We start from the raw sequence: 20,451 nt of genomic DNA on the forward strand, positions 1-20,451 counted from the left end.
TCGCTTTTATCGTTTTGAGAATTCTGATAATATTGCATTAAAGAAAGACGTTAGTAGATTGAATATGAAAAAAGGAAAGGAACGCGGAGTTATGAATTTATTAAAATCACTTAACTACAAAATCTTTACACCTGTGGCGATTTTCATAGTGGCCTTTGTCATTTATGGAATTGCTGCACCCTCATCCTTTGCCTCCTTCACGACGACGGTGAAGGACTGGGCGGGGACACATTTTGCCTGGCTGGCGTACTTTATCATCGTAGCGTGCGTATTTGCCTGCATTTATATGTGTATTTCAAAATTTGGTAAAACAAAAATCGGTGGGGAGGACGCAAAACCGGAGTATAAGACCTTTACCTGGCTGGCGATGATCATCTGTGGGAACATCGGGATTGCCATGATGTTCTATGCAGTAGTGGAACCGGCAAGCTTCTTCAGCAGCACACCGGTATTCTGGAATCTTGAATCTGAGACGACGGCTGCAGCCAATATGGCGGTTGCACAAGCCACATTCCACTGGGGAGGCTTTAACTGGGTGGCAAATATGGTCATCGGGTTTACTAGTGTATATCTCTTTACCAATCACGGAATGCCATTCAGGCCAAGTACGGGGCTTTATCCTGTTTTGAAAGAAAAGACTTTTGGCCCGCTGGGCACCGTATATGATGTAATCTGCCTGATTGCTATCATGGGCGCTATTATCACTGGCTTTGGATTTGGCGTTATGCAGTTCTCAACTGGTCTGGCATATAACACTGGACTGGAAGTAAACAATCTGATGTATATTATCGTAGTTGCAATCACTTTACTGATTCTCTGCTTCTCCAGCGCCAGAGGATTTCAGAAAGGACTGGCTGTACTTAGCAACATCAACGTTGCCGGATATATCATCCTTCTTGTAGTCTTATTTTGTTTTGGACCGACTTTGAAACTGTGTGAGCTTGCTCTAGGGTCAATGGGGGCGTTATTGGACAACTTCCTGCCAATGGCATTCAACGGCGATTTTATGGGTGACGGAGATGGATGGAATGTAAACAACACTGGCTTCACCTGGTTCTGGACCTTGGTATACTCACCGTTCTGCGGAATGTACCTGGCAAAGATTTCAAGAGGCCGTACTATCAGACAATTCATCGCTGCCAGCACAGTCGTACCGACCTGCTTCCTGTTCCTATGGTTTTGCTTCTGGGGCGGAGATGCGATGAACATGATGTCCTTCATGAATATCAATGTTATGGATGTCATCGGCGATTGGGGAGCACCTGTTGCAAACTTCGTTGTTCTTAAGTATCTTCCGCTGAAATGGCTGACAATCCCTATGATTTTATTCTGCGTCATGATCGGATTTGTCACATTGGTAGATGCAGAGTCCAATATCATTGCAGGAATGTGTCAGAAAAAAATTAAGAGAAACGGTGAAGCGCCAGTTGCTCTGCGTCTTTTCTTCTGTGCAATCCTGGGGCTGGGCACGCTGGTGTGCTTGTTCGTATTAAATGAAGTCGGTATGGCTTCCCTGCAGAGCTTATCAGTAACCTTCGGAGCGATATTGGCCTTTACATCGATTATCATCATCGCAGGCGTATTTAAACTGGCAAGCGGCAGTGTAGAGGAAAGATTAAAGACGCCGGCAGGCCAGGCAGACTTGGAAAGAGCCCTCGAATTCGTAGAGGACTAAACAGTATATATCAAAGAATAGAAAGGCGGAACAGATATGTATTATGGAGAAAAACTCTGGTCTGATGAAGATGCTAGAGAAGTTCATGAAAATACATTGAACATATTGGAGAAATTAGGTATTGAAGTTCAGGAAAAACAGGCTAGAGAAGATTTGGCAAAAGCGGGCTGTACGGTAGATGAGAAAACCCGAAGAGTATATTACCCGCGTGCTCTTGTGAAAAAAACCCTTGTTGACGCGCCGGCAAAATTTGATATGTATGACGCAAATGGCGAATATTATATCACTTTGGGCGGAGATGATGTTACCATCGGAACCAGTGGTTTTGCAGCGTTTTATCTGGATCGAAAAGATGATATGATCAAGACGGGTACTTATGAGGCGCTGACCGAAGAAATTAAACTTTTAGAGATGCTGGATGAAGCAAATCATGTGCAGACTTCTATCCAGCCGACTGATATGCCGGACAATGTGCAGGAATTATATATGACCAAATGCGGGCTGATGCATACGAGAAAACCGCTACATCTGTGGCCGACCAATGAACGCAGCGCACGGGCAGAAATTGAGATGAACGCAGTTGTCATGGGCGGACACGATGTGCTGAAAGAAAAACCTCATATGATGTTCAATATCTGCACGCTGTCCCCATTGAAAATGCGTGATGATGCCTGTGAAGCAATCAGAGAGGCCGCAAAAGTAAAAGTGCCATGTTTCTTTTCTTCCGGCCCTATGGGAGGTGCAACCTCTCCTGCAACTTTGGCAGCGGAGGTGTCTCAATCCTGGGCGGAACTGTTAGCACATAATGTGCTCCTGCAAATTTATCAGCCGGGCAGCCCTGTTGTGTTAGCATCCTGGAGCCGTATTTTTGATATGAAGACGGTAACCTGTACTGTTGGCACGCCAGAATACGCTCTGATGCGAGCGGCTATCACACAACTGTGCAAATTAGTGGAGGTACCGGCTGGCGGCGGAGGTTTCCTAACAGATTCCAACACCATAGACGCACAGTATGGCTGGGAAAAGTTCATGACTGGAATATGTGGGCTGCAGGCAAAACAAAACCAGACCCACGGTCTCGGAATGCTGTCCCAACTCAACGTTTTCAGCCATGAGGCGCTGGTCATTGACTGTGAAATTGTTCGCTGCGTGAAGAGGGTCTTAGGGGGTATCAAAGTAGATGAGGAACATCTGGCCTATGATGTTATTGCAGCAGAAGGCGGCGTGGACGGAAGCGGCTCCTTCTTGAAGACGAAGCATACTCGTAAGCACTACAAAACGGAGTGGATGGGGACTACGGTAACAGATAGAAGGACTTTTTCCACCTGGGAGAAGGAAACGGAAACCAATGATATCCGCAAGAGGGCATGCAGCAAAATTGACAAGTTATTAGAAGCACACGCCTATTCTATCGATGAAAAATTGATAGAGAAACTTGATGAAATTATTGCTGAAAATGAAAAGATCGTCAAAGAAGGCAAAAAATGAATACCAAAAACGAGAGGCTGATTTCAGTCTCTTTTTTTGATTGAGTTGTTGACTATTGAATAGAAGTAATATAAAATTACGTTTAAAAGTAAACAAAGTGGAGAGGTGAAATAATGACGATAAATCAAGATCTATATGAGGCGATCAAGAAAAATAATAATATGATAACGACAGCACAGGTACTCGCTTTAGGATATTCAAAGCAGCTTCTTACAAACTACGTAAAAGCAGGGCTACTGGAGCGTAGCAGGCATGGCGTATATACCTTGCCAGATGCGGTGCATGATGATATGTATACAATGATGCTGCGCTCAGACAACATTGTGTTTTCTCATGATACGGCACTTTTTTTAAACGGATTGTCAGAGAGAACCCCATTTACTCATACGGTTACGATTCCCAGCAATACGTCGCTGCCCAATTCGCTTAAAGATGAATGTAAGTGCTTTTATGTTAAACCACAACTTCACTGCATAGGGGTTATTGTACGAAGCACAATTCTTGGAAATACAGTCAGGTGCTATGACTTGGAAAGAACGATTTGCGATCTCCTAAGATGTCGAAAGCGCTGCGATGAAGAAACCGTTATCAGTGCGGTCAAAAATTATGCGGCATATGATAAAAAGAATTTAAACTTGCTTTCTGTGTATGCAAAACAGTTTAAAGTTACTTCAGAATTGAAAAGATATTTGGAGGTTCTGTTATGAGTTCAAAAGCGATAAGTCTTAAAGCGAGGATCAATAATTATGCGAAAAATCGATCCATAGCTGCCCAGACGGTACTTCAGAATTACATGTTTGAGCAGTTCTTGGAAAGGCTGTCGCTATCCGACTATCGCGAGAAATTTGTAATGAAAGGGGGAATGCTGATTGCGGCAATTGTGGGCCTGGATATCAGATCGACAATGGATTTAGATACCACTTTAAAGAATCTGCCCCTGACTGAAGATAAAATATTGACGGCGGTAGAAGCTATTTGTGGGATTGATCTTGATGATGGAGTGACTTTTGAGCCTACCTCGATAAAGCCTATTCGTCAGGATGATGTATATGTCGGATACTGTGTAAAAATGAACGCAATTTACGATACGATCATAACGCCTCTTGCTATAGATGTATCTACGGGAGATATCATAACGCCTTCTGCAGTTGAATACGAATTTACTGGTATTTTTGACGATGAAATATGTATCCGTTTATGGGGATATAATATCGAGACGGTTATGGCTGAAAAAGTAGAAACAATATTAAGCCGTGGTGTGTTTACGACCAGGCCGAGGGACTATTACGACATATATATCCTTGCAACAACACAGAAATATGATAAAGAGCTGTTCATGAAAGCCCTTACGGAAACTGCGGAACATAGAGGCAGTGCTGAAGCCATTGTTCATGCAAATAAAATTATCTCCCTGATTGCAGATAGTGATGATTTGCAGGAGATTTGGAAGAAATATCAAGACAAGTTCCCTTATGCAAAGGGAATTTCATATGAGAGCATCATAGAGGAATAACAAAACAGCAGCAGTGTTTAGCTGCCGCTGTTTGAGCGAGTAGTAATCGTTGCAATAAAAGCTTACGCCTTCCCGTGAATCTTGTTCTGAATCTGGTCGATGGCGTCGATGACTGCAAACCGGAAGCCGTTCTTTTCCAAAGTTGAAACCCCGACGATTGTCGTTCCTGCAGGGGAACAGACTGCATCCTTCATCTGTCCGGGATGATCTCCAGATTTGAGGGCCATTTTCCCGGTTCCTGCCAGCATCTGTGCAATCAACTTATAGACGACAGGTCTGGTGAGACCGTGTTTGCATCCTGCGTCTCCCAGGGCTTCCATGAACATGGCGACAAAGGCAGGGGTGCAGCCTGCGATGACACCGCCGATTCCCATGTGATCCCGATCCATCCAGAGGACAAGTCCCAGGTTCTCCAGCAGTTCATGAACAAAAGCTTTCTCTTCTTCTGTCAAAGTGTTTTCTTCTTCACAGATGAAGATGCCTTCACAGGCAGAAACAGGTGTATTAGGCGCTGTCGCCACATGATGAGCGGACGGCATGATTTCTTCAAGGACATCGTCATATGTATTTGCGGCAAGAGAAATGATGATTTTGCCGTGGAGCACGTCCTTGAGAGGAGACATGACACCCTCGACCATATATGGTTTTACACCGATAAAGATTACATCACATGTTTCTACGACCTCAAAGGATGTCTTACATGGATGGATGCCATCAGCTGCCGCTTTTCTGCAGAGCTTGTCATAATCGTTTGCACAGGCGTAAATCTGCTCTGGCTTAATTGCCCCTGAAAGCATGAGACCACGAGCCGTAGCCCCCGCCATATTGCCGTAACCGATAAAACCGATCTTTGCTGTATTTGTATTTAGCATATTTAATTCCTCCTTGATATTTTAGTTTATTTTCTTAACTTTGCATACATTTCCAGGTCGGCCTGCAGGTGCGCATAAGCGATTCTTCTCGCTTTTTCACCGTCCCTCGCTCTAAATGCTTCCACAAGTTCTCTGTGCTGCTCCAGGGCATTATCTCTAAAACTCCCTACACGTTCCTTTAGAAGATAATAAATCGTGTCGATGATCTGCTTGTTAAAAATATCATAATATGCGGTTAACGCGCTGATAACAAGGCTATTTTTTGCTTGCATCCTGATAAATTCATGAAATTTGTAATTGGCCGTGTTCAGCGCTGCGGGATCCTCCGCGTTATATTCACATTCTGCCATCAGATGTTCTAATTGCTTAATCCCTTCTTCGTCAATTTTTTGGGCTGCCAGACATGCTGCCTCTGGTTCAAAGGCGGAGATAAATTCAACCATTTCCTGCTTTGTCGCCAGTTCCAAGCTTGCAGAGAAGTTACCCTGCATGGCAATGGTTTCCTTACATTTCACGTAAGTGCCCTGTTTCGTTCTTTCTATGAAACCTTGCGTGTCTAGCTTTTTGTATGCATCTCTTAGGGTTCCCCTGCTGACATTGAGAATTTTGCAGAATTCATTTTCGTTGGGGAATATGAATCCATCTTCGAATTCCTCACTGGTTATCATCTGCTTTATTTTGTCTGCCAGATAGTCTGATTGCGTTTTAAACTGCTCGAAAGCAAGTTTACCTAATAATTCTGTTTTATCCATGTATTCCTCCCTATAAGACAAACACGTATGACGATCCTAATTCGTAATTATTATATCTACTAACCAATTTGTCGTCAAGACACTTTTAGTCAGATGTCTAACAAGTAGAAATATTTCCCAAAATTAACCGCTTATTTTTGCAGAATAAAAATGATAAAATAGAGTCAGGATTGAATGCGTTTCATCAGGTAATAGGCCATTTACAGGCTTTGAAACCCTATTGTTAACGTTTTATCAAGGAGGCCTTGACGAAATGCGAATTGTCAGAGAATAAATTTTGGGATATTATGTTGTTAAACAACATGCATGTTGAATATTTGGACACAGCGAGTGTCCAAATTGTATCAGGCCGATTAGGCTGACGATGTTTCTTTTTCAGACAGATCAAAGGAATTATACAAGCACTCTTTGATAAAACGGTTATTAATTAGGAGGAAAAATGGACAAGAAGAAAATTAAAGCTCCATCCTTTATTCAAGCTTTAGTGATATTGCTGGTGGTAGTTGCAATATTAATGCTGAGCGTCACTTTATTAGACGTATCTATTCAGATCGCATTGCTATTTTCAATCATTATCGCATCCTGTTTTGCGATATTCTTAGGCTACAAATGGGATGACGTTCAAAAAATGATGATGGACGGCGTTATGAGTATGCTGATCGCAACATTTATATTGATGCTGATCGGCGCAGTTATCGCTACATGGATTGCGTCCGGCACCATTCCGTACATCATTTACCTGGGATTAAAACTGATATCCCCGAAATTCTTTTTACTCTGTGCATGCCTGGCAGCAGCATTCATGTCCATGGCGTGCGGCAGTTCCTGGTCATCAGCCGGGACAGTGGGTATCGCATTTATGGGTATCGGCGCAGGCCTGGGAATCAATCCGGCTATGACAGCAGGCGCTATCGTATCCGGTGCATATTTTGGTGACAAACAGTCCCCATTCTCAGATACGACGAACTTAGCATCAGCTATGGCGGGCACGACATTGTTTGAACATATGAGCTCCATGCTTTGGACGACAACACCGGCTCTGGTTATTTCTCTGATCCTGTACACAGTTTTAGGATTTACCAGTGCAAGCGGCGGTGCGGTTGATACGACGACAGCGGATTTGTACATAGATAATCTGTCAGCACACTTCAACCTTTCACCGGTATGCCTGATTCCAGTCGTTGTACTGATCGTAGTTATCGTTAAAAAAGCGCCGGCAATTCCGGGACTTGTGGTATCAGCCCTTCTTGGCGCTGTGATGGCAGTCATCTTCCAGGGCAGCAACCCAATCGACGTTGCAAACCTGATGTACGACGGATTCACCATCGACACAGGTGTTGAGCAGATCGACTCCCTGCTGAACAGAGGTGGAATTTCCAGCATGCTGTGGACAGTAGCCCTTTACTTCATGGCCTGCATCCTGGGCAACATTCTCGACGTTACGGGCATTCTGAGAACGGTTCTTTCAAAGATTGCAGCGATTACAAAGAGAGCAAGCACACTGATCACTTCAACCTTAGTTTCCTCCTTCGTAATGTGCGGACTGACAGGATCACTGGAAAGCTCTATGCTGATCACTTCAAAACTTTTTGGGCCTGCATATGACGACCTGAACATCGACAGAAAAGTTTTATCGAGAAGCTTGGAGGACACGGGAACCATGTGTGCGGCACTCATTCCTTGGAACTCAAACGGTATCTTTATGGCGACGACCTTAGGTGTTGCGACTGTACAGTATATCCCATATGCATTCCTCGGATTAATTACGCCAGTCGTTGCAATCGCATTTGCATTCCTCGGCATCGGTGTATTCTACAAAAAAGATAAAAAGGCTGCATAATAAATAATAAACAGCGACAAAAACATCTCTTCCTTTTGGAGATGTTTTTGTGGTTGTCAGGGCACCATAAGGGGAGATATAATTGGTTTAGAGCAGTATCGATATTTGACGTAAGACAGGAGATAACTTATGGATATGGTAAAATACGAGATATTTTTAGATATCATTGAGAGAGGCAGCTACAGCAAAGCATGTGAAGACCTGGGATATTCGCTTTCAGGAATTTCCAAGATGATGAAAAGTATGGAGGAGGAAATAGACATTCCTCTGATTACCAGAACAAATAAGGGCATCAGTCTGACCCCGGATGGAGAAAAAGTGCTGCCCCTAATCAGACAGCTGATCAACTACAAGGAAGTCATAGAAGAAGAATTCGCCCTGATCAGAGGCGTTGAAACCGGTAAGATCAGGATTGGCTGCTTTCCTACCGTATCCTTTGCCTGGATTTCTACTTTAATTGCTATTTTTAAAGACAACCACCCCAATATAGCCATTGAAGTCATTGAAGAAAATGGTATAAAGAACCTTGAGCAATGGCTGAATCAGGGAATCATCGATATCGGGGTATTCAGCAAGCAGCCCTATCACAATTACGATTGGGCTGGTGTGAGGGAAGATCATTATGTAGCATTATTCCATAAGGAACACAGGCTTGCAGCTCTTGAACAGGTGCCTGTTAAACAACTGTTTGACGAGGATCTGGTTCTCTTTAAATCTCATGAAGGCATCGATCAGGATGTGGTAAAAGTCATGGAATATGTGGAAATGGATAAGGTGCCGAAGTATACATCCAATTCAGACTTTACTGTCATTCGCCTGACGGAACAACTGGGATTTGTAGCACTGATTCCTGAGTTGATTGCAAAAATCGCAGTTAATTTCTTTGATGTGACCTATCGGCCTATCGACGTAAATGTATCGAGAGAGCTGGGGTTTGCCGTGAGAGATGTCAAACGCGTTTCTCCTGCGGTGAGACAGCTGCTAAAGTATGTGAAAGAAGAAAAGTTTTAAATAGATAGTTTGAACAGAGCCGCACGGTTGAATTCCTGACAGCACGTCAGGGAACGCAGCCATGCGGCTTTTGATATGTTGGATCTGTTGTCATCTTGTGCTTCCACATCACATGCAAAATTTGAATAAGTAAAATTGAAAGCTGGCATGAAAAAAATGACAAAGGACTGAAATATCTGATTTTTTCATGTATTTTTGCCTACCTGTTGTAGATGCTTTAACTTATTCCATTATGGAATGAATTTAATAAGGTATATTCATTTTACAACGTATTTATCATCCGATAAACTGGTTACAAAAGAAGCTATTGCGGTGTTATATTTTGGAGGTACATTATGTCAAGCCAAGCAGTTCCCGCCCTGGAGTCGCGGGACAATTTCAGCAGCCAGTTTGGTACGATGATGTCAATGGCGGGTCTTGCCATTGGTCTCGGTAACTGCTGGCGATTCCCCTATCTGTGTGCGCAGTGGGGTGGCGGTCCGTTCTTATTTGCCTATTTATTAGTTGTGATTCTCCTTGTCATTCCATTTCTAATTGTTGAAATCGGTATGGGAAAAGGACATGGAAAGGGGGTTGCCGATTGTTATGAAGCATCCTGGCGCAATCGTCCCTTCTCCATGATTTTCGGAAACTTCTTTGCAGCTGAAAATTGGGTGCAGAATTTCTTTGTTGTCGGCCTTGGATCGACCCTGCTTTATATGCTCTATTCTGCGATAACCACAAAATGGGACGACATTCCTGCAGATCAAATCTATGGCGAATTCAAAGGCAATACAGCGCTCTGTGTCATTTTGTTTCTAGTCGTCATTGTGATGATTGCGATTGTCGCTTTCCGCGGAGTCAGCAAAGGAATTGAAAAAATCAGCTCAATCGTAATTCCGTTAATGTTAGTCATCTTTATCCTGGTGTTTGTTCTGGTCTGTATTACGACGCCTAATATTACTACAGGACTCAACTATTATTTGAATCCTAATTTTGGTAAACTGAAAAGTCCACAGCTTTGGAGCGACGCTTTGGTACAGGCATTGTTTTCTACCGGCGCAGGCCCCGGACCTGTCCTCGTCTATGGGAGCCATATCGCAAAGCATCGTGAGTCCACTATGATGGGGATTTCCCTGGGACTCATGGATACCATGGCCGGCGTTCTAGCGGGCCTTGCAATCATCCCCGCGTGCGTTGCTATGGGAATCGACCCCCAGTCAGGCTCCAATCTGATTTTCCTGGTATTCCCGACGGTCTGTTCAAAAATCCCCTTTGGGGCAGTGATCGGGGTGCTATTGTTCTTCGGAATCTTCTGTGCAGGTGTCACTTCCATGATCTCTAATCAGGAGTGTGCAATTACGACTTTCTCGGATTCACTCAAGAAAGCGCGTACCAAGGTAATTCCTTTTGTCATTGCCGCCACAGTTATCTTCGGCCTGCTGGACATTCTAAATGTAAAAGCAGATGCCTTCTTCCAGTACATGGCAGGGGACCTGACCTTCCTGCCGGGGGCTATGATGGGTTCGATTACATACGTATATGCCTTTGGGGTAAAACGCGTTCGTACAGAATTTCTCAACCCGACAGCGAAGGTAAAACTTGGACGCTGGTTTGATCGTTGGGTACAGTTTGTCGTAGTACCGATTTTCATATTCTTCTGCGCCAGATCGTTTATCATGCTGTTCATTTAACAGAAAGGAGAAAACCATGCAACCTGGAGCTATTGTCATTCTCATATTTATCATTGTGCTGCTCTTTGTAACCATTTTCTGTGTTAGAAAAAGTATTTCCGATGATAGGGAGGTACAGAAAGAGTACCAGAAAAAACAGTCGGATCTGCACAATCACTGAGCCAATTTCTATAAACGCCGCATGTCTGAAAATGAAACATGCGGCGTTTTTTATAACATAGGAAATATCGTCCGAAGGACGTATTTCCGTATGTTTCATCGTTCGCTTTGCTCACTCCTCCAGTCGCTAATGCTCCTTTCGCTGTCCGTTTCGCCTAGCCAGCTAAAGCTGGGGCGAAAAGGCAAAGAACGTACCTTACGAAGCGTCGCCCCTTGCGGGCGACATGTGGAAATAGAAATCTTTGATTCCGTCATTTCCACGTTTTTTATTTACATATTTTTTGCTGTCTGCTCTGCCAGTTTTACGAATTCTTTTGCTGCGGGCGAGGCATGTTTGAAGGAACGAAGACAGATTCCGATCACTCGATATAAATCTTCTGCAAACTCTTTTGCAATGGCACCGTCGGGAAGCTTTGTAAGTTGCAGAGTCGATGTGACGTATACACCCAGATTCTCTTTAGCCATGGCGATACCGGCTGCATCGCTGGCGGTGTGAAAGGTGATATGGGGCGTAAATGGATATTCTCTCATGATTTGGTTCACAATGTCATCGCACCCGTCCATAGGCATGATGAAATCACAGCCATTAAGCTTTTTTACGGGTATTTTGTCGTGAGCAGCGAGGGGATGATCGTGACTCATGATGACACAATAGGTATCGTGAAATAGCGGACGAAACTCATACTTGTTAGGCGTAGGCGGACTCATAAAGGCTAAGTCCAGGTTGCCGTTTATAAGACTATGAGCCAAGTCAGAGTGGGAATACTCCTGCACAGAGATATTGATCTTGGAATAGGCGCGACAGAACTTTGCAATTAGAGCAGGAACAGAGGACAGCAGCGTAGAGTTATAAGCGCCAATATGAATAGACCCAGAAAGTAAGCCGTTGATGGCATCAACCGTTTCCTGAAAATCGTTGGAGTTTTTAATAATCTGTCTGCAATAATAAAGGAGCTGTTCTCCCTCGTCCGTAGTCCTGATAGCATCTTTACTTCTGATTAAAAGGGGAAACCCGACCTCTTTTTCCAGAGAATCGAGCATATGGCTGATTCCTGGTTGGGAGTACCCCATAGACTGCGCTGCTTTCGTGATGCTTTTCATTTCTACGACTTTGATAAATGCCTGATATTTTATAAGATTCATGGACCCTCCTTATCTCATTCAAGATTGGAATAAATTATATTGATTTATGGAATGGTGAGGAGATAAAACACTTGAAAGCGCCAGTGTTTTTCCCGATGAAACCCCTTCTCCTGAGAAAGATCTTCTTCATTCACTACTTGAATAAATAACATATGATATATTCATTTTACACCTTTATATTCCCGTTGTAAACTGATTACAAAAGAACGGTAGAAAGGTAATCAAAATGGATTTCACAAACAAAATTTTTGATGGCCCGATAGCGACGCATTGCCGAGCTACATATAAGGGCAGCGGATATGATCCGCAGGATTTGGCCAATCGCCCACATATAGGGATTGCCAACGCATTTTCTGAGCACAGCCCAGGCCATAAGCCTCTCCGGGAGCAGGTGCAGGCGATTAAAAACGGCATCTGGCAGGCGGGAGGAATTCCCTTTGAGTTTGGCATTCCATCGACTTGCGCCGAGGTTGCCATCGGACATTGCGGAATGGAGCAGGACATGGCTATGCGGGATTTGGTGGCTGGCAGCTGCGAATTGGTCTCCAACATTCAGCATTTTGATGGATTGGTTCTGGCGGCCGGATGTGACAACATCGTCCCCGGTACATTGCTGGCAGCAGCCAGATGCGATAAGCCGACCATCTGCTTTGTCAGCGGTCCGATGTTGTCAGGGAGACTTGACAGAGAGCCGCTGGCATTAGGAGAGGTTTTAGAAATATCTGTCGGTGAGTTGAACAAAAACGGTGGGACTGTCGATGCGCGGTATATGGAAAAGCTGGAAATGGGCGCGTGTCCCACTGGCGGCGCCTGCCCGCTGTTTGGCACTGCTAACACGATGCAGGTTCTTGTGGAAGCTTTGGGAATGACACCAGAATACTCCTCGACGATTCCGGCGGCATATACCGACAAAATGGTCAGCGCTCAGCGCATAGGCAGGCGCATTGTAGAGATGGTCTTTGAGGATCTGAGACCGTCGCAGATTATGACCAGAGAAGCCATTGAAAATGCCATCAGACTGGATCTTGCCATCGGCGGTTCTCTCAATGCGATTCTCCACCTGCTGGCGATTGGCAATGAATTGAACATCCCGGAAATCAATTTAGAGCTCTTTGACAGGATGAGCCATGAGACACCGTGTATCGCAAATATAAAACCTTGCGGAGAGCATACCGTTGACAAGCTATTCTATCTGGGAGGGGTTCCGGCCATTATGAAACAGATTGAAGGACAGCTGCATAAAGAGTGTCTCAATGTATCAGGTCACACTATGGGAGAAATCCTGCAAAGTGCACCTGCTGCCAGCAATGAGGTGATACATGGAATGGAGAATCCTTTGACCAAAGACGGAGGCCTTGCCGTACTCAAGGGTAATCTGGCACCTAACGGCTGCGTCATGAGGTCGTCCTCCGTGGCTGCCTCCATGCATCATTTCTGCGGTCAGGCTATGGTATATGACAGTGACGCGTCTGCCTATGACGCACTGATGAACGGGGAGGTAAAGCCGGGTTCCGTAATTGTCGTCCGCTACGCAGGTCCTATTGGTGCGCCTGGTATGGTAGAGGTAGAATGTACGGCCTCGGCGATTATCAACCTAAGGTTAGATGAAAGTGTTGCGTTAGTAACGGATGGCAGATTTTCCGGCTTTAATCACGGTCCTATTGTAGGACACGTATCGCCAGAAGCGGCGGCAGGCGGTCTGATTGCCTATGTAGAGAACGGTGATTCTATAGAAATCGACATTGAAAAGCGCTCTATCAGTCTCTTGGTTGATGAACAGATTATCGAAGAGAGAAAGAGACAGTATGTGGCACCGCCTCCGAAGCTGGCGAGAGGATTTATGCGCACTTACGCAAAAAATTGTCTTCCGGCTGAGCTTGGCGGAGCGATGCAGCAATGGGATTAAATTTGAAAGGACACATAAATATGAAAAAAATAAATGAATACGGCTACATGACGCCGTCCCACAAAGAAAATACATGGATGGAGATGAAAAAGGGACAGAATATCGCAGGTTATGGAATCGGCATCTTGCTCCTCGATAAGGTATGGTATCCGATTGTACCGGGTAATGTGGTCAATGCATGGACCTATAAGTATCCAGTCCGCTTTAAAGCCGTAAAAGGTCTTGATACGCCTACGCTGCACAGTGGGGCGCCAGAAGCTTATGACGCAATTTTGGAAGCGGCAAAGGAACTGGAAATGGAAGGCGTCAGAGCGATTTCCGGCGCATGTGGATTCTTTGGAAACTTTCAAAAACGCCTTGCCGCAGATATGAATATTCCGGTAGCAATCTCCAGCATGGTGCAGGTTCCGTGGATTCGCACCCTTCTGAAGCCGGGCGAAAAAATCGGTATCATGACTGCCAATGCCATCGCCATGAGTGAACAGATCTTTGAAAGCTGCGGTATTGATAAGACAGATGATCTGGTCATAGCAGATCTTCGTCACGGCGAAAACTTCCATAACATTATGGAGGATCAGGGCAGCTTTGACAACACAGGGGTTCGCGATGACGTGGTAAATGCTGCGATGAAACTGGTAGAGGAAAACCCAGATGTCGGTGCGATTCTTCTCGAGTGCAGTGATATGCCGCCTTATGCCTGGGAGATTCAGAAAGCGACAAAGCGTCCCGTCTTTGATTTCATCACATTGATCAACTGGATGGAAAATGCCTGTCAGCAGCGGCCATACGATGGCTGGATATAAAAAACGCCCCAGCTTTAGCTGGCTAGGCGAAACGGACAGCGAAAGGAGCATTAGCGACTGGAGGAGTGAGCAACGCGAACGATGAAACATACTGAAATACGTCCTTCGGACGATATTTCCTATGTTATAAAGAAAAGGAGAATTGATTATGGGAAAGAATAAATTTGCAATGATTGGTAATGGATTTTTGGCCAGCACGATCGCAGACGCATACTGCAGAGGTGCGATGCCTGAGTATGAGCTGACAGCGGTCTTTGGCATCGGTGACGAAAGGTCGCAGCAGATTGCAGAAAAATGCAGCTGCAAAGTGGCGCAGACAGTAGACGAACTCCTTGAGACAAAGCCGGATATTGTCGTAGAGGTAGCGTCCATAGAAGCCGTACAGGAATACGTGATTAAAGTATTGAAACACGGGATTCCGTTCGTAGCATTGTCCATCGGTGCGTTTGTTGATGCTGCATTCTATGAAAAAGCAAAGCAGACAGCCCTGGATCATAATACGAGAATTTATTTTTCATCAGGAGCCATCGGCGGATTTGACGTTATGCAGACCATCGCTTTGATCGGCGGAGCACAGGCGGAGCTGACTTTGACGAGAGAGGCATCGACATACAGAGACACGCCTGTATTCAGTCAGGAGGTTCTGGACTCCGGCGAAAAAGGGCTGCTGTTTGAGGGCACTGCATCAGAGGCGATTCCCCTGCTGCCGAGAATGATCAACATCGGGGTTGCAACGTCTCTTGCCACCATCGGTCCGGACAAGACACGCATTAAAATCTACGGCGATCCCAATATGCCTAATGATGATGATGTGTATATCAAAGTGGCTTCCGACCAGGCGTCGGCAGAAATGAAGATCTACTCAAAGTCATCAATCCTGGTAGGATGGAGCGTCGTATCGCTTCTGAACAATCTGGTATCGCCGGTATACTTCTATTAATTGATTGAGAATAGAGACCGGGCACTAATAAGCTGAAAAGTCCGCAGTATCCACGTTTGAGAGGGAAGGCTGCGGACTTTTTTCTTATGAGCTGAAAATGCGGACTGGGCGAACAGCTCCTTGCCGACGACGTGATGGGGGTATGGCAGCCCGCAAATACCATAGTTTTAAAAAAAGTGTAGTACATTTTTCCTGGGGAATAAGATTGCAAGCTGCTCCAGTGCGAAGGCTGAAAAAAGTCAGCAAATGCCATATGCTATTTCAGCATTGACAATAGATTCGGAGGCTTTTAAAATGAGCATAGTGGAACTTATCTCTTAACGCCAGGAAATGAGACGAAAGGGCAAGAAAATGGACTTAAAGAAATACGAGGTACTGCTGAAAGTAGTAGACCGGGGCAACATCAACAATGTAAGCTACGATTTGGGCTACACCCATTCTGGCATATCGAAAATGCTCAACAGCATGGAAACAGAGCTGGGCTTTCAGATCGTCAAAAGAAACAACAAAGGCATCACTCTCACGCCGGAAGGCGAGAAACTGATGCCGATCATTCGCAATATTGTAAAAGAGAACGAGAAGCTGGAAGAGGAGATTTCTTTAATCAACGGCCTTGAGAAGGGTACGGTGCGAATCGGCTGCTTTCCAACGACGGCCTTTGTACTGATACCTGGCCTGCTGAGAAAATTCTATGATAAGTATCCGCGCATTCAGATCGAGGTTCTCGAAGAGCACAGCCTCGAGCAGCTTGAGCAGTGGCTCAATCGCGGCATCATCGATATCGGTATTTTCAGCCGGCAGCCTCACCATCACTTTGAATGGCTGAAAGAAATAGACGACGAATATGTCGCCCTTCTCCCGTCAGGCCATCCGCTGTGCAGCCGCGAGGTAGTTCCTGTAAAAGAATTGTTCAAAGAAAGAGTTTTGCTGTTCAAGTCCCACAAAGGCCTGGATCAGGACATCGTTCAGATCATGAAGTATGTGGATGTAAAAGAATATGAAGGTTATACCTCCAATTCGGATTTCACGGTCATTCGCATGGTGGAGCAAAACGGCTTTGTTGCCATCATGCCGAAACTGATTGCAAAATACGCCGTATCCCTCTTTGATGTGGAATACAGACCCATCGACGTGGATATGAACCGGAAGATCGGTTTTGCCGTCAAATCAAAAGCAGATATCTCCCCGTCACTCAAACGATTCCTCAGCTGCATCAAAGACTGACAGCGCAGGGCTTCGTACGGATTGTCAACGTGATATTGACGTTTGTCCGCTACCATTATGACTGGTTTTCAAGTATGATTTATGTAAGATATAAATCATACTTTTTTTGATAGAAAGAGGAGCGGAAAATGAACAAAGATAGAATTGATATGATGAACGAACGTCTCAAAGATTCAAAGCCACAGCTTGATGTAGAAAGAGCAAAGCTGGTGACAGAGGCCTATGAGATTTATGCTGACTGCACACCGGTGCTTCGCAGGGCGCACGCATTTGCATACATACTGGACAACATGGAACCGAACATGCAGGAGGGAGAACTCCTCGTCGGAAGTCAGACAAAGAGAGTCAGAGGTGTACCAGTATTCCCTGAATTCGGCGCCAAGTGGGTCATCGACGAAATCGACATGTTCCCTACTCGCGGTACAGACCCTATCGTCGTAACACCAGAGACAAAGGCAGAAATCCTGCCGATTCTGGAAAGCTGGGGAGACAACACTTTTGACATGCAGTCAACAGCAGTGCTCGATCCATACGTATTGAAAGCACAGGAATGCGGCGTATTGTCCGTAGGCGCGAGAACGACCGGTATGGGACACATCTCACCGGATTATCCGAGAATCCTGCCGATGGGACTTCGCGGCGTCATCAATCAGGCAAAAGAGATGATTGAAAAGACACCGGTTTTGACGCCGGAAGACATGAGAAAAGTGGATTTCTGGAATGCCAACATCATCTCCTGCGAAGCAGTGATCCGTTTTGCCCACAAGTTCTCAGACCATGCGGCAAAGCTGGCTGAGGCGGAGACAGATGCACAGCGCAAGAAGGAATTGCTGAAGATTGCAGACGTGTGCTCCAATGTACCTGAAAATGAACCGAGAGACTTCTGGGAAGCACTGCAGTTCGTATGGTTCTTACAGCTGACGATTCAGATTGAAGACAACGGACATTCCATCGCAGTGGGCAGACTTGACCAGAACTTATATAAATACTACAAGAAATCAGTTGTCGATGGCGATATGCCTGCTGAAGATGCAGAAGAATTGCTGGCGGCATTATACATCAAATGTACAGAGATTCTGAAGCTGAGAGACGCTTTTGACTCTCTCGGATTTGCAGCTTATCCGATGTGGCAGCAGATGGCAATCGGCGGCCTTGGCAGAGACGGCAAAGATGCGACCAACGAACTGACTTATTCCGTATTCAAGGCATGGGATCTGGTGCAGACCGTACAGCCTACCATGGCCTTACGTGTCAACGACAACACACCGGATGAATTGATGGACGTTGCCCTTGCAATGGTACAGAAAGGTTATGCAATTCCGGCCTTCTATAACGATAACCTGGTCGGAAACCTGCTCAAGAACAAAGGCGCAACCGAAGAAGATTCCAGAGATTGGACGGTTCACGGCTGTGTAGAACCTTATGTTATGGGTAAATCCGACGGTCGTCCAAACGTAGGCTATGTCAATGCAGCAAAATGTATTGAGTTGGTTATGAACAACGGCTGGGACCCGGTGGCGAAATGCGAAATGGGCCTCAAGACCGGTGATCCAAATACATTCACCAGCATCAAAGACTTTGAAGAAGCCCTGCACAAGCAGATCGTACACTTTGTCAAAATCATGTGCGAAGCTTACACAAAGGTCTGCGCAATGCACGCAGTCTATGTACCAAAGGGATATGCATCTGCTTTGGTAACTGATTGCATCGCAAGAGGAAAATCCCTGGAAGAGGGCGGCGCCCTTTATAACAGCTCTGGGGTCTTCCTCGTCGCCATGGCAAATGGAGCTGACTGTCTGGAAGCTATCGATTATGTAGTATTCCAGGAAAAGATGATGAAAGCCGGCGAGTTTAACGAAGTTCTGCAGAATAACTTTGAAGGAAACGAAAGACTGCGCAACATCATTCTCAACAAGATTGACAAATATGGTAATGACAGAGACAGAGTTGACGGATATGCAAATCGCATGATTCGCGCATATAACGAAGAGATGGTGAAATACCGCGACAGCCGTGGAGGCACTTATGAGAACTGCATCCTGTCCACATCTTTCAACGTGCTGCAGGGTAAGACCATCGGCGCTACACCAGATGGAAGACTGGCAAGCGAACCTGTTTCCGACAACGCTTCCCCAATGGTGGGACGCGATGTAACAAGCCCGACTGCAACCATCAAATCTGTCGCATCCATCGACCAGAGCGACTGCAACAACGGCGCACTGTTCAACATCAAATTCGATCCGAACATCGTACAGGGTGAAGAGGGCAAACAGATTCTGAAGAATGTCATCAAGTCCTATTTTGATATGAACGGTGAACACATTCAGATCAACGTCGTAGATGCAGGAACTCTTGAGGCTGCACAGGAAAATCCGCAGGATTACAAGAACCTCCTCGTCAGAGTAGCTGGCTACTCCGCATACTTTATCGAGCTGGACAGAGATGTACAGAATAATATCATCGGCAGAACTGCTCACAAAAACGTAGGCGGATGCTGCTGCTAAGAATGGTGAGTATTTAATGAAAAAAGGAACGATTTTTAATATACAGAAAATGTCCATCCACGACGGTCCGGGCATCCGGACGACGGTGTTCTTTAAAGGATGCCCCTTGAACTGCCTCTGGTGTTCCAACCCGGAAAGCCAGAAGGTGGAAAAAGAAGTGGCTTGTTTTCAAAGCAGATGTGTAACATGTGGGTATTGTGCCAAAGGTTGTCCGAAAGGGCTGATCGAGGCACAGCCTCCTTTTGAAATCACAAATCGCGAGGAATGCGATCTGTGCGAGATCTGCGTGAAAGAATGCTGCACCAATGCAAAAAAGGTGGTAGGTGAAGACTACACTGTGGATGAGCTGCTGAAAGAAATCCTCAAAGATAAATCCTTCTACGACTCATCTGGCGGCGGCGTCACCTTTTCGGGCGGCGAGCCGCTGATGCAGTCAGCTTTTCTGCAGGAGATTTTGACCGCCTGCAGGGAAAACGGTGTACATACAGCCATAGAAACCACAGGAATGACAGATACCGAAACGCTGCTGGAAACTGCTGAACTGCTGGATCTGGTCTTCTACGATGTGAAACACATGGACGACGAAACCCACAGAGACATTACAGGCGCTTCCAACGAAAAGATTCTGTCAAATCTGGCGGCGCTGGCGAAGGTGCACCACAACATCGTAGTGAGAATACCGGTGATTCCGGGCATCAATGACAGCGTAGAGAATCTGCAAAAGACAGCGGAATATGCTGCATCTCTCGAGATCCCGACCATTGAGCTTTTGCCGTATCACAACCTGGGCGAGGTCAAATACGGTCAGTTGGGACGGGAGTATGCCCTGACTGACACGGAGAAACCGACGGAGACACGCATGAAGAACTTGGCGGATGCTATGAGAGAGACGATCGGCCATAGAAATACAGAAATCACCATTATGAAATCCATGTAAGGAGATGTGTT

The 20,451-nt window shown here is 45.5% G+C and carries 17 protein-coding genes; 14 read left to right on the top strand and 3 right to left on the bottom strand.

Annotated features, from left to right (window positions below; genetic code table 11):
* Window positions 1-91: 91 nt before the first annotated feature.
* The 4 genes from BN6539_RS03470 to BN6539_RS03485 all read left to right on the top strand — a co-directional run bounded on the left by BN6539_RS03470 (window position 92) and on the right by BN6539_RS03485 (window position 4,676).
* Window positions 92-1,675 carry a BCCT family transporter gene (locus BN6539_RS03470; protein ID WP_182435564.1) on the top strand — a complete coding sequence of 528 codons (1,584 nt, stop codon included), beginning with the start codon at window positions 92-94 and terminating at the stop codon, window positions 1,673-1,675.
* 36 nt (window positions 1,676-1,711) lie between these two features.
* Entirely contained in the window at window positions 1,712-3,163 is a 1,452-nt protein-coding gene (locus BN6539_RS03475; RefSeq protein WP_067533959.1) for a trimethylamine methyltransferase family protein, read from the top strand.
* 113 nt (window positions 3,164-3,276) lie between these two features.
* On the top strand, window positions 3,277-3,870 hold the full coding sequence (locus BN6539_RS03480) for a type IV toxin-antitoxin system AbiEi family antitoxin domain-containing protein (RefSeq protein WP_074038058.1): 594 nt from the start codon (window positions 3,277-3,279) through the stop codon (window positions 3,868-3,870).
* On the top strand, window positions 3,867-4,676 hold the full coding sequence (locus tag BN6539_RS03485; RefSeq protein ID WP_067533962.1) for a nucleotidyl transferase AbiEii/AbiGii toxin family protein: 810 nt from the start codon (window positions 3,867-3,869) through the stop codon (window positions 4,674-4,676). The genes BN6539_RS03480 and BN6539_RS03485 overlap by 4 nt, the downstream gene beginning before the upstream one ends.
* Before the next feature lie 62 nt (window positions 4,677-4,738).
* Here BN6539_RS03485 and proC read toward each other — a convergent pair whose 3' ends face one another.
* Both proC and BN6539_RS03495 read right to left on the bottom strand, forming a co-directional pair.
* On the bottom strand, window positions 4,739-5,548 hold the full coding sequence (proC, locus tag BN6539_RS03490) for a pyrroline-5-carboxylate reductase (protein ID WP_067533965.1): 810 nt from the start codon (window positions 5,546-5,548) through the stop codon (window positions 4,739-4,741).
* A 26-nt stretch (window positions 5,549-5,574) separates the two neighbouring features.
* On the bottom strand, window positions 5,575-6,300 hold the full coding sequence (locus tag BN6539_RS03495; RefSeq protein ID WP_067533968.1) for a FadR/GntR family transcriptional regulator: 726 nt from the start codon (window positions 6,298-6,300) through the stop codon (window positions 5,575-5,577).
* Between the two features lie 439 nt (window positions 6,301-6,739).
* Here BN6539_RS03495 and nhaC point away from each other — a divergent pair, with 439 nt between their 5' ends.
* The 4 genes from nhaC (at window position 6,740) to BN6539_RS22245 (ending at window position 10,984) form a co-directional block, all read left to right on the top strand.
* The gene (nhaC, locus tag BN6539_RS03500; RefSeq protein WP_067533970.1) at window positions 6,740-8,140 is read left to right on the top strand and encodes a Na+/H+ antiporter NhaC; all 1,401 of its coding nucleotides are present in this window, start codon (window positions 6,740-6,742) and stop codon (window positions 8,138-8,140) included.
* A gap of 129 nt (window positions 8,141-8,269) precedes the next feature.
* Window positions 8,270-9,151 (top strand): LysR family transcriptional regulator, encoded by an 882-nt coding sequence (locus BN6539_RS03505; RefSeq protein ID WP_067533973.1) that lies wholly within the window; start codon window positions 8,270-8,272, stop codon window positions 9,149-9,151.
* Window positions 9,152-9,486: 335 nt separating this feature from the next.
* The gene (locus BN6539_RS03510) at window positions 9,487-10,824 is read left to right on the top strand and encodes a sodium-dependent transporter (RefSeq protein ID WP_067533974.1); all 1,338 of its coding nucleotides are present in this window, start codon (window positions 9,487-9,489) and stop codon (window positions 10,822-10,824) included.
* 16 nt (window positions 10,825-10,840) lie between these two features.
* Window positions 10,841-10,984: a hypothetical protein gene (locus tag BN6539_RS22245; protein WP_156524168.1), complete on the top strand. Its 144-nt coding sequence runs from the start codon at window positions 10,841-10,843 to the stop codon at window positions 10,982-10,984.
* A 269-nt stretch (window positions 10,985-11,253) separates the two neighbouring features.
* Here the strand turns inward: BN6539_RS22245 and BN6539_RS03520 are convergent, their stop codons facing one another.
* Window positions 11,254-12,126, bottom strand: coding sequence for a LysR family transcriptional regulator (locus tag BN6539_RS03520; RefSeq protein ID WP_067533979.1), 873 nt, complete (start codon window positions 12,124-12,126; stop codon window positions 11,254-11,256).
* Window positions 12,127-12,352: 226 nt separating this feature from the next.
* Here BN6539_RS03520 and ilvD point away from each other — a divergent pair, with 226 nt between their 5' ends.
* The 6 genes from ilvD to BN6539_RS03550 all read left to right on the top strand — a co-directional run bounded on the left by ilvD (window position 12,353) and on the right by BN6539_RS03550 (window position 20,440).
* On the top strand, window positions 12,353-14,032 hold the full coding sequence (gene ilvD / locus BN6539_RS03525) for a dihydroxy-acid dehydratase (protein ID WP_067533981.1): 1,680 nt from the start codon (window positions 12,353-12,355) through the stop codon (window positions 14,030-14,032).
* 20 nt (window positions 14,033-14,052) lie between these two features.
* Window positions 14,053-14,835, top strand: coding sequence for an aspartate/glutamate racemase family protein (locus tag BN6539_RS03530; RefSeq protein ID WP_067538048.1), 783 nt, complete (start codon window positions 14,053-14,055; stop codon window positions 14,833-14,835).
* 148 nt (window positions 14,836-14,983) lie between these two features.
* Window positions 14,984-15,775 carry an aspartate dehydrogenase domain-containing protein gene (locus BN6539_RS03535; protein WP_067533984.1) on the top strand — a complete coding sequence of 264 codons (792 nt, stop codon included), beginning with the start codon at window positions 14,984-14,986 and terminating at the stop codon, window positions 15,773-15,775.
* A gap of 351 nt (window positions 15,776-16,126) precedes the next feature.
* Entirely contained in the window at window positions 16,127-16,999 is an 873-nt protein-coding gene (locus tag BN6539_RS03540; protein WP_067533987.1) for a LysR family transcriptional regulator, read from the top strand.
* Between the two features lie 128 nt (window positions 17,000-17,127).
* Window positions 17,128-19,503 carry a glycyl radical protein gene (locus BN6539_RS03545; RefSeq protein WP_067533990.1) on the top strand — a complete coding sequence of 792 codons (2,376 nt, stop codon included), beginning with the start codon at window positions 17,128-17,130 and terminating at the stop codon, window positions 19,501-19,503.
* Between the two features lie 16 nt (window positions 19,504-19,519).
* Window positions 19,520-20,440: a glycyl-radical enzyme activating protein gene (locus BN6539_RS03550; RefSeq protein ID WP_067533992.1), complete on the top strand. Its 921-nt coding sequence runs from the start codon at window positions 19,520-19,522 to the stop codon at window positions 20,438-20,440.
* Window positions 20,441-20,451 lie beyond the last annotated feature (11 nt).

The organism is Emergencia timonensis (genome assembly GCF_900086585.1).
In the GTDB taxonomy this organism is placed as follows: domain Bacteria; phylum Bacillota; class Clostridia; order Peptostreptococcales; family Anaerovoracaceae; genus Senimuribacter; species Senimuribacter timonensis.

Bases quoted from the DNA above. Each gene is read 5' to 3' on its own strand.
- BN6539_RS03470 (WP_182435564.1), top strand. From the start codon at position 92: ATGAATTTATTAAAATCACTTAACTACAAAATCTTTACACCTGTGGCG.
- BN6539_RS03475 (WP_067533959.1), top strand. From the start codon at position 1,712: ATGTATTATGGAGAAAAACTCTGGTCTGATGAAGATGCTAGAGAAGTT.
- BN6539_RS03480 (WP_074038058.1), top strand. From the start codon at position 3,277: ATGACGATAAATCAAGATCTATATGAGGCGATCAAGAAAAATAATAAT.
- BN6539_RS03485 (WP_067533962.1), top strand. From the start codon at position 3,867: ATGAGTTCAAAAGCGATAAGTCTTAAAGCGAGGATCAATAATTATGCG.
- proC (WP_067533965.1), bottom strand. From the start codon at position 5,548: ATGCTAAATACAAATACAGCAAAGATCGGTTTTATCGGTTACGGCAAT.
- BN6539_RS03495 (WP_067533968.1), bottom strand. From the start codon at position 6,300: ATGGATAAAACAGAATTATTAGGTAAACTTGCTTTCGAGCAGTTTAAA.
- nhaC (WP_067533970.1), top strand. From the start codon at position 6,740: ATGGACAAGAAGAAAATTAAAGCTCCATCCTTTATTCAAGCTTTAGTG.
- BN6539_RS03505 (WP_067533973.1), top strand. From the start codon at position 8,270: ATGGATATGGTAAAATACGAGATATTTTTAGATATCATTGAGAGAGGC.
- BN6539_RS03510 (WP_067533974.1), top strand. From the start codon at position 9,487: ATGTCAAGCCAAGCAGTTCCCGCCCTGGAGTCGCGGGACAATTTCAGC.
- BN6539_RS22245 (WP_156524168.1), top strand. From the start codon at position 10,841: ATGCAACCTGGAGCTATTGTCATTCTCATATTTATCATTGTGCTGCTC.
- BN6539_RS03520 (WP_067533979.1), bottom strand. From the start codon at position 12,126: ATGAATCTTATAAAATATCAGGCATTTATCAAAGTCGTAGAAATGAAA.
- ilvD (WP_067533981.1), top strand. From the start codon at position 12,353: ATGGATTTCACAAACAAAATTTTTGATGGCCCGATAGCGACGCATTGC.
- BN6539_RS03530 (WP_067538048.1), top strand. From the start codon at position 14,053: ATGAAAAAAATAAATGAATACGGCTACATGACGCCGTCCCACAAAGAA.
- BN6539_RS03535 (WP_067533984.1), top strand. From the start codon at position 14,984: ATGGGAAAGAATAAATTTGCAATGATTGGTAATGGATTTTTGGCCAGC.
- BN6539_RS03540 (WP_067533987.1), top strand. From the start codon at position 16,127: ATGGACTTAAAGAAATACGAGGTACTGCTGAAAGTAGTAGACCGGGGC.
- BN6539_RS03545 (WP_067533990.1), top strand. From the start codon at position 17,128: ATGAACAAAGATAGAATTGATATGATGAACGAACGTCTCAAAGATTCA.
- BN6539_RS03550 (WP_067533992.1), top strand. From the start codon at position 19,520: ATGAAAAAAGGAACGATTTTTAATATACAGAAAATGTCCATCCACGAC.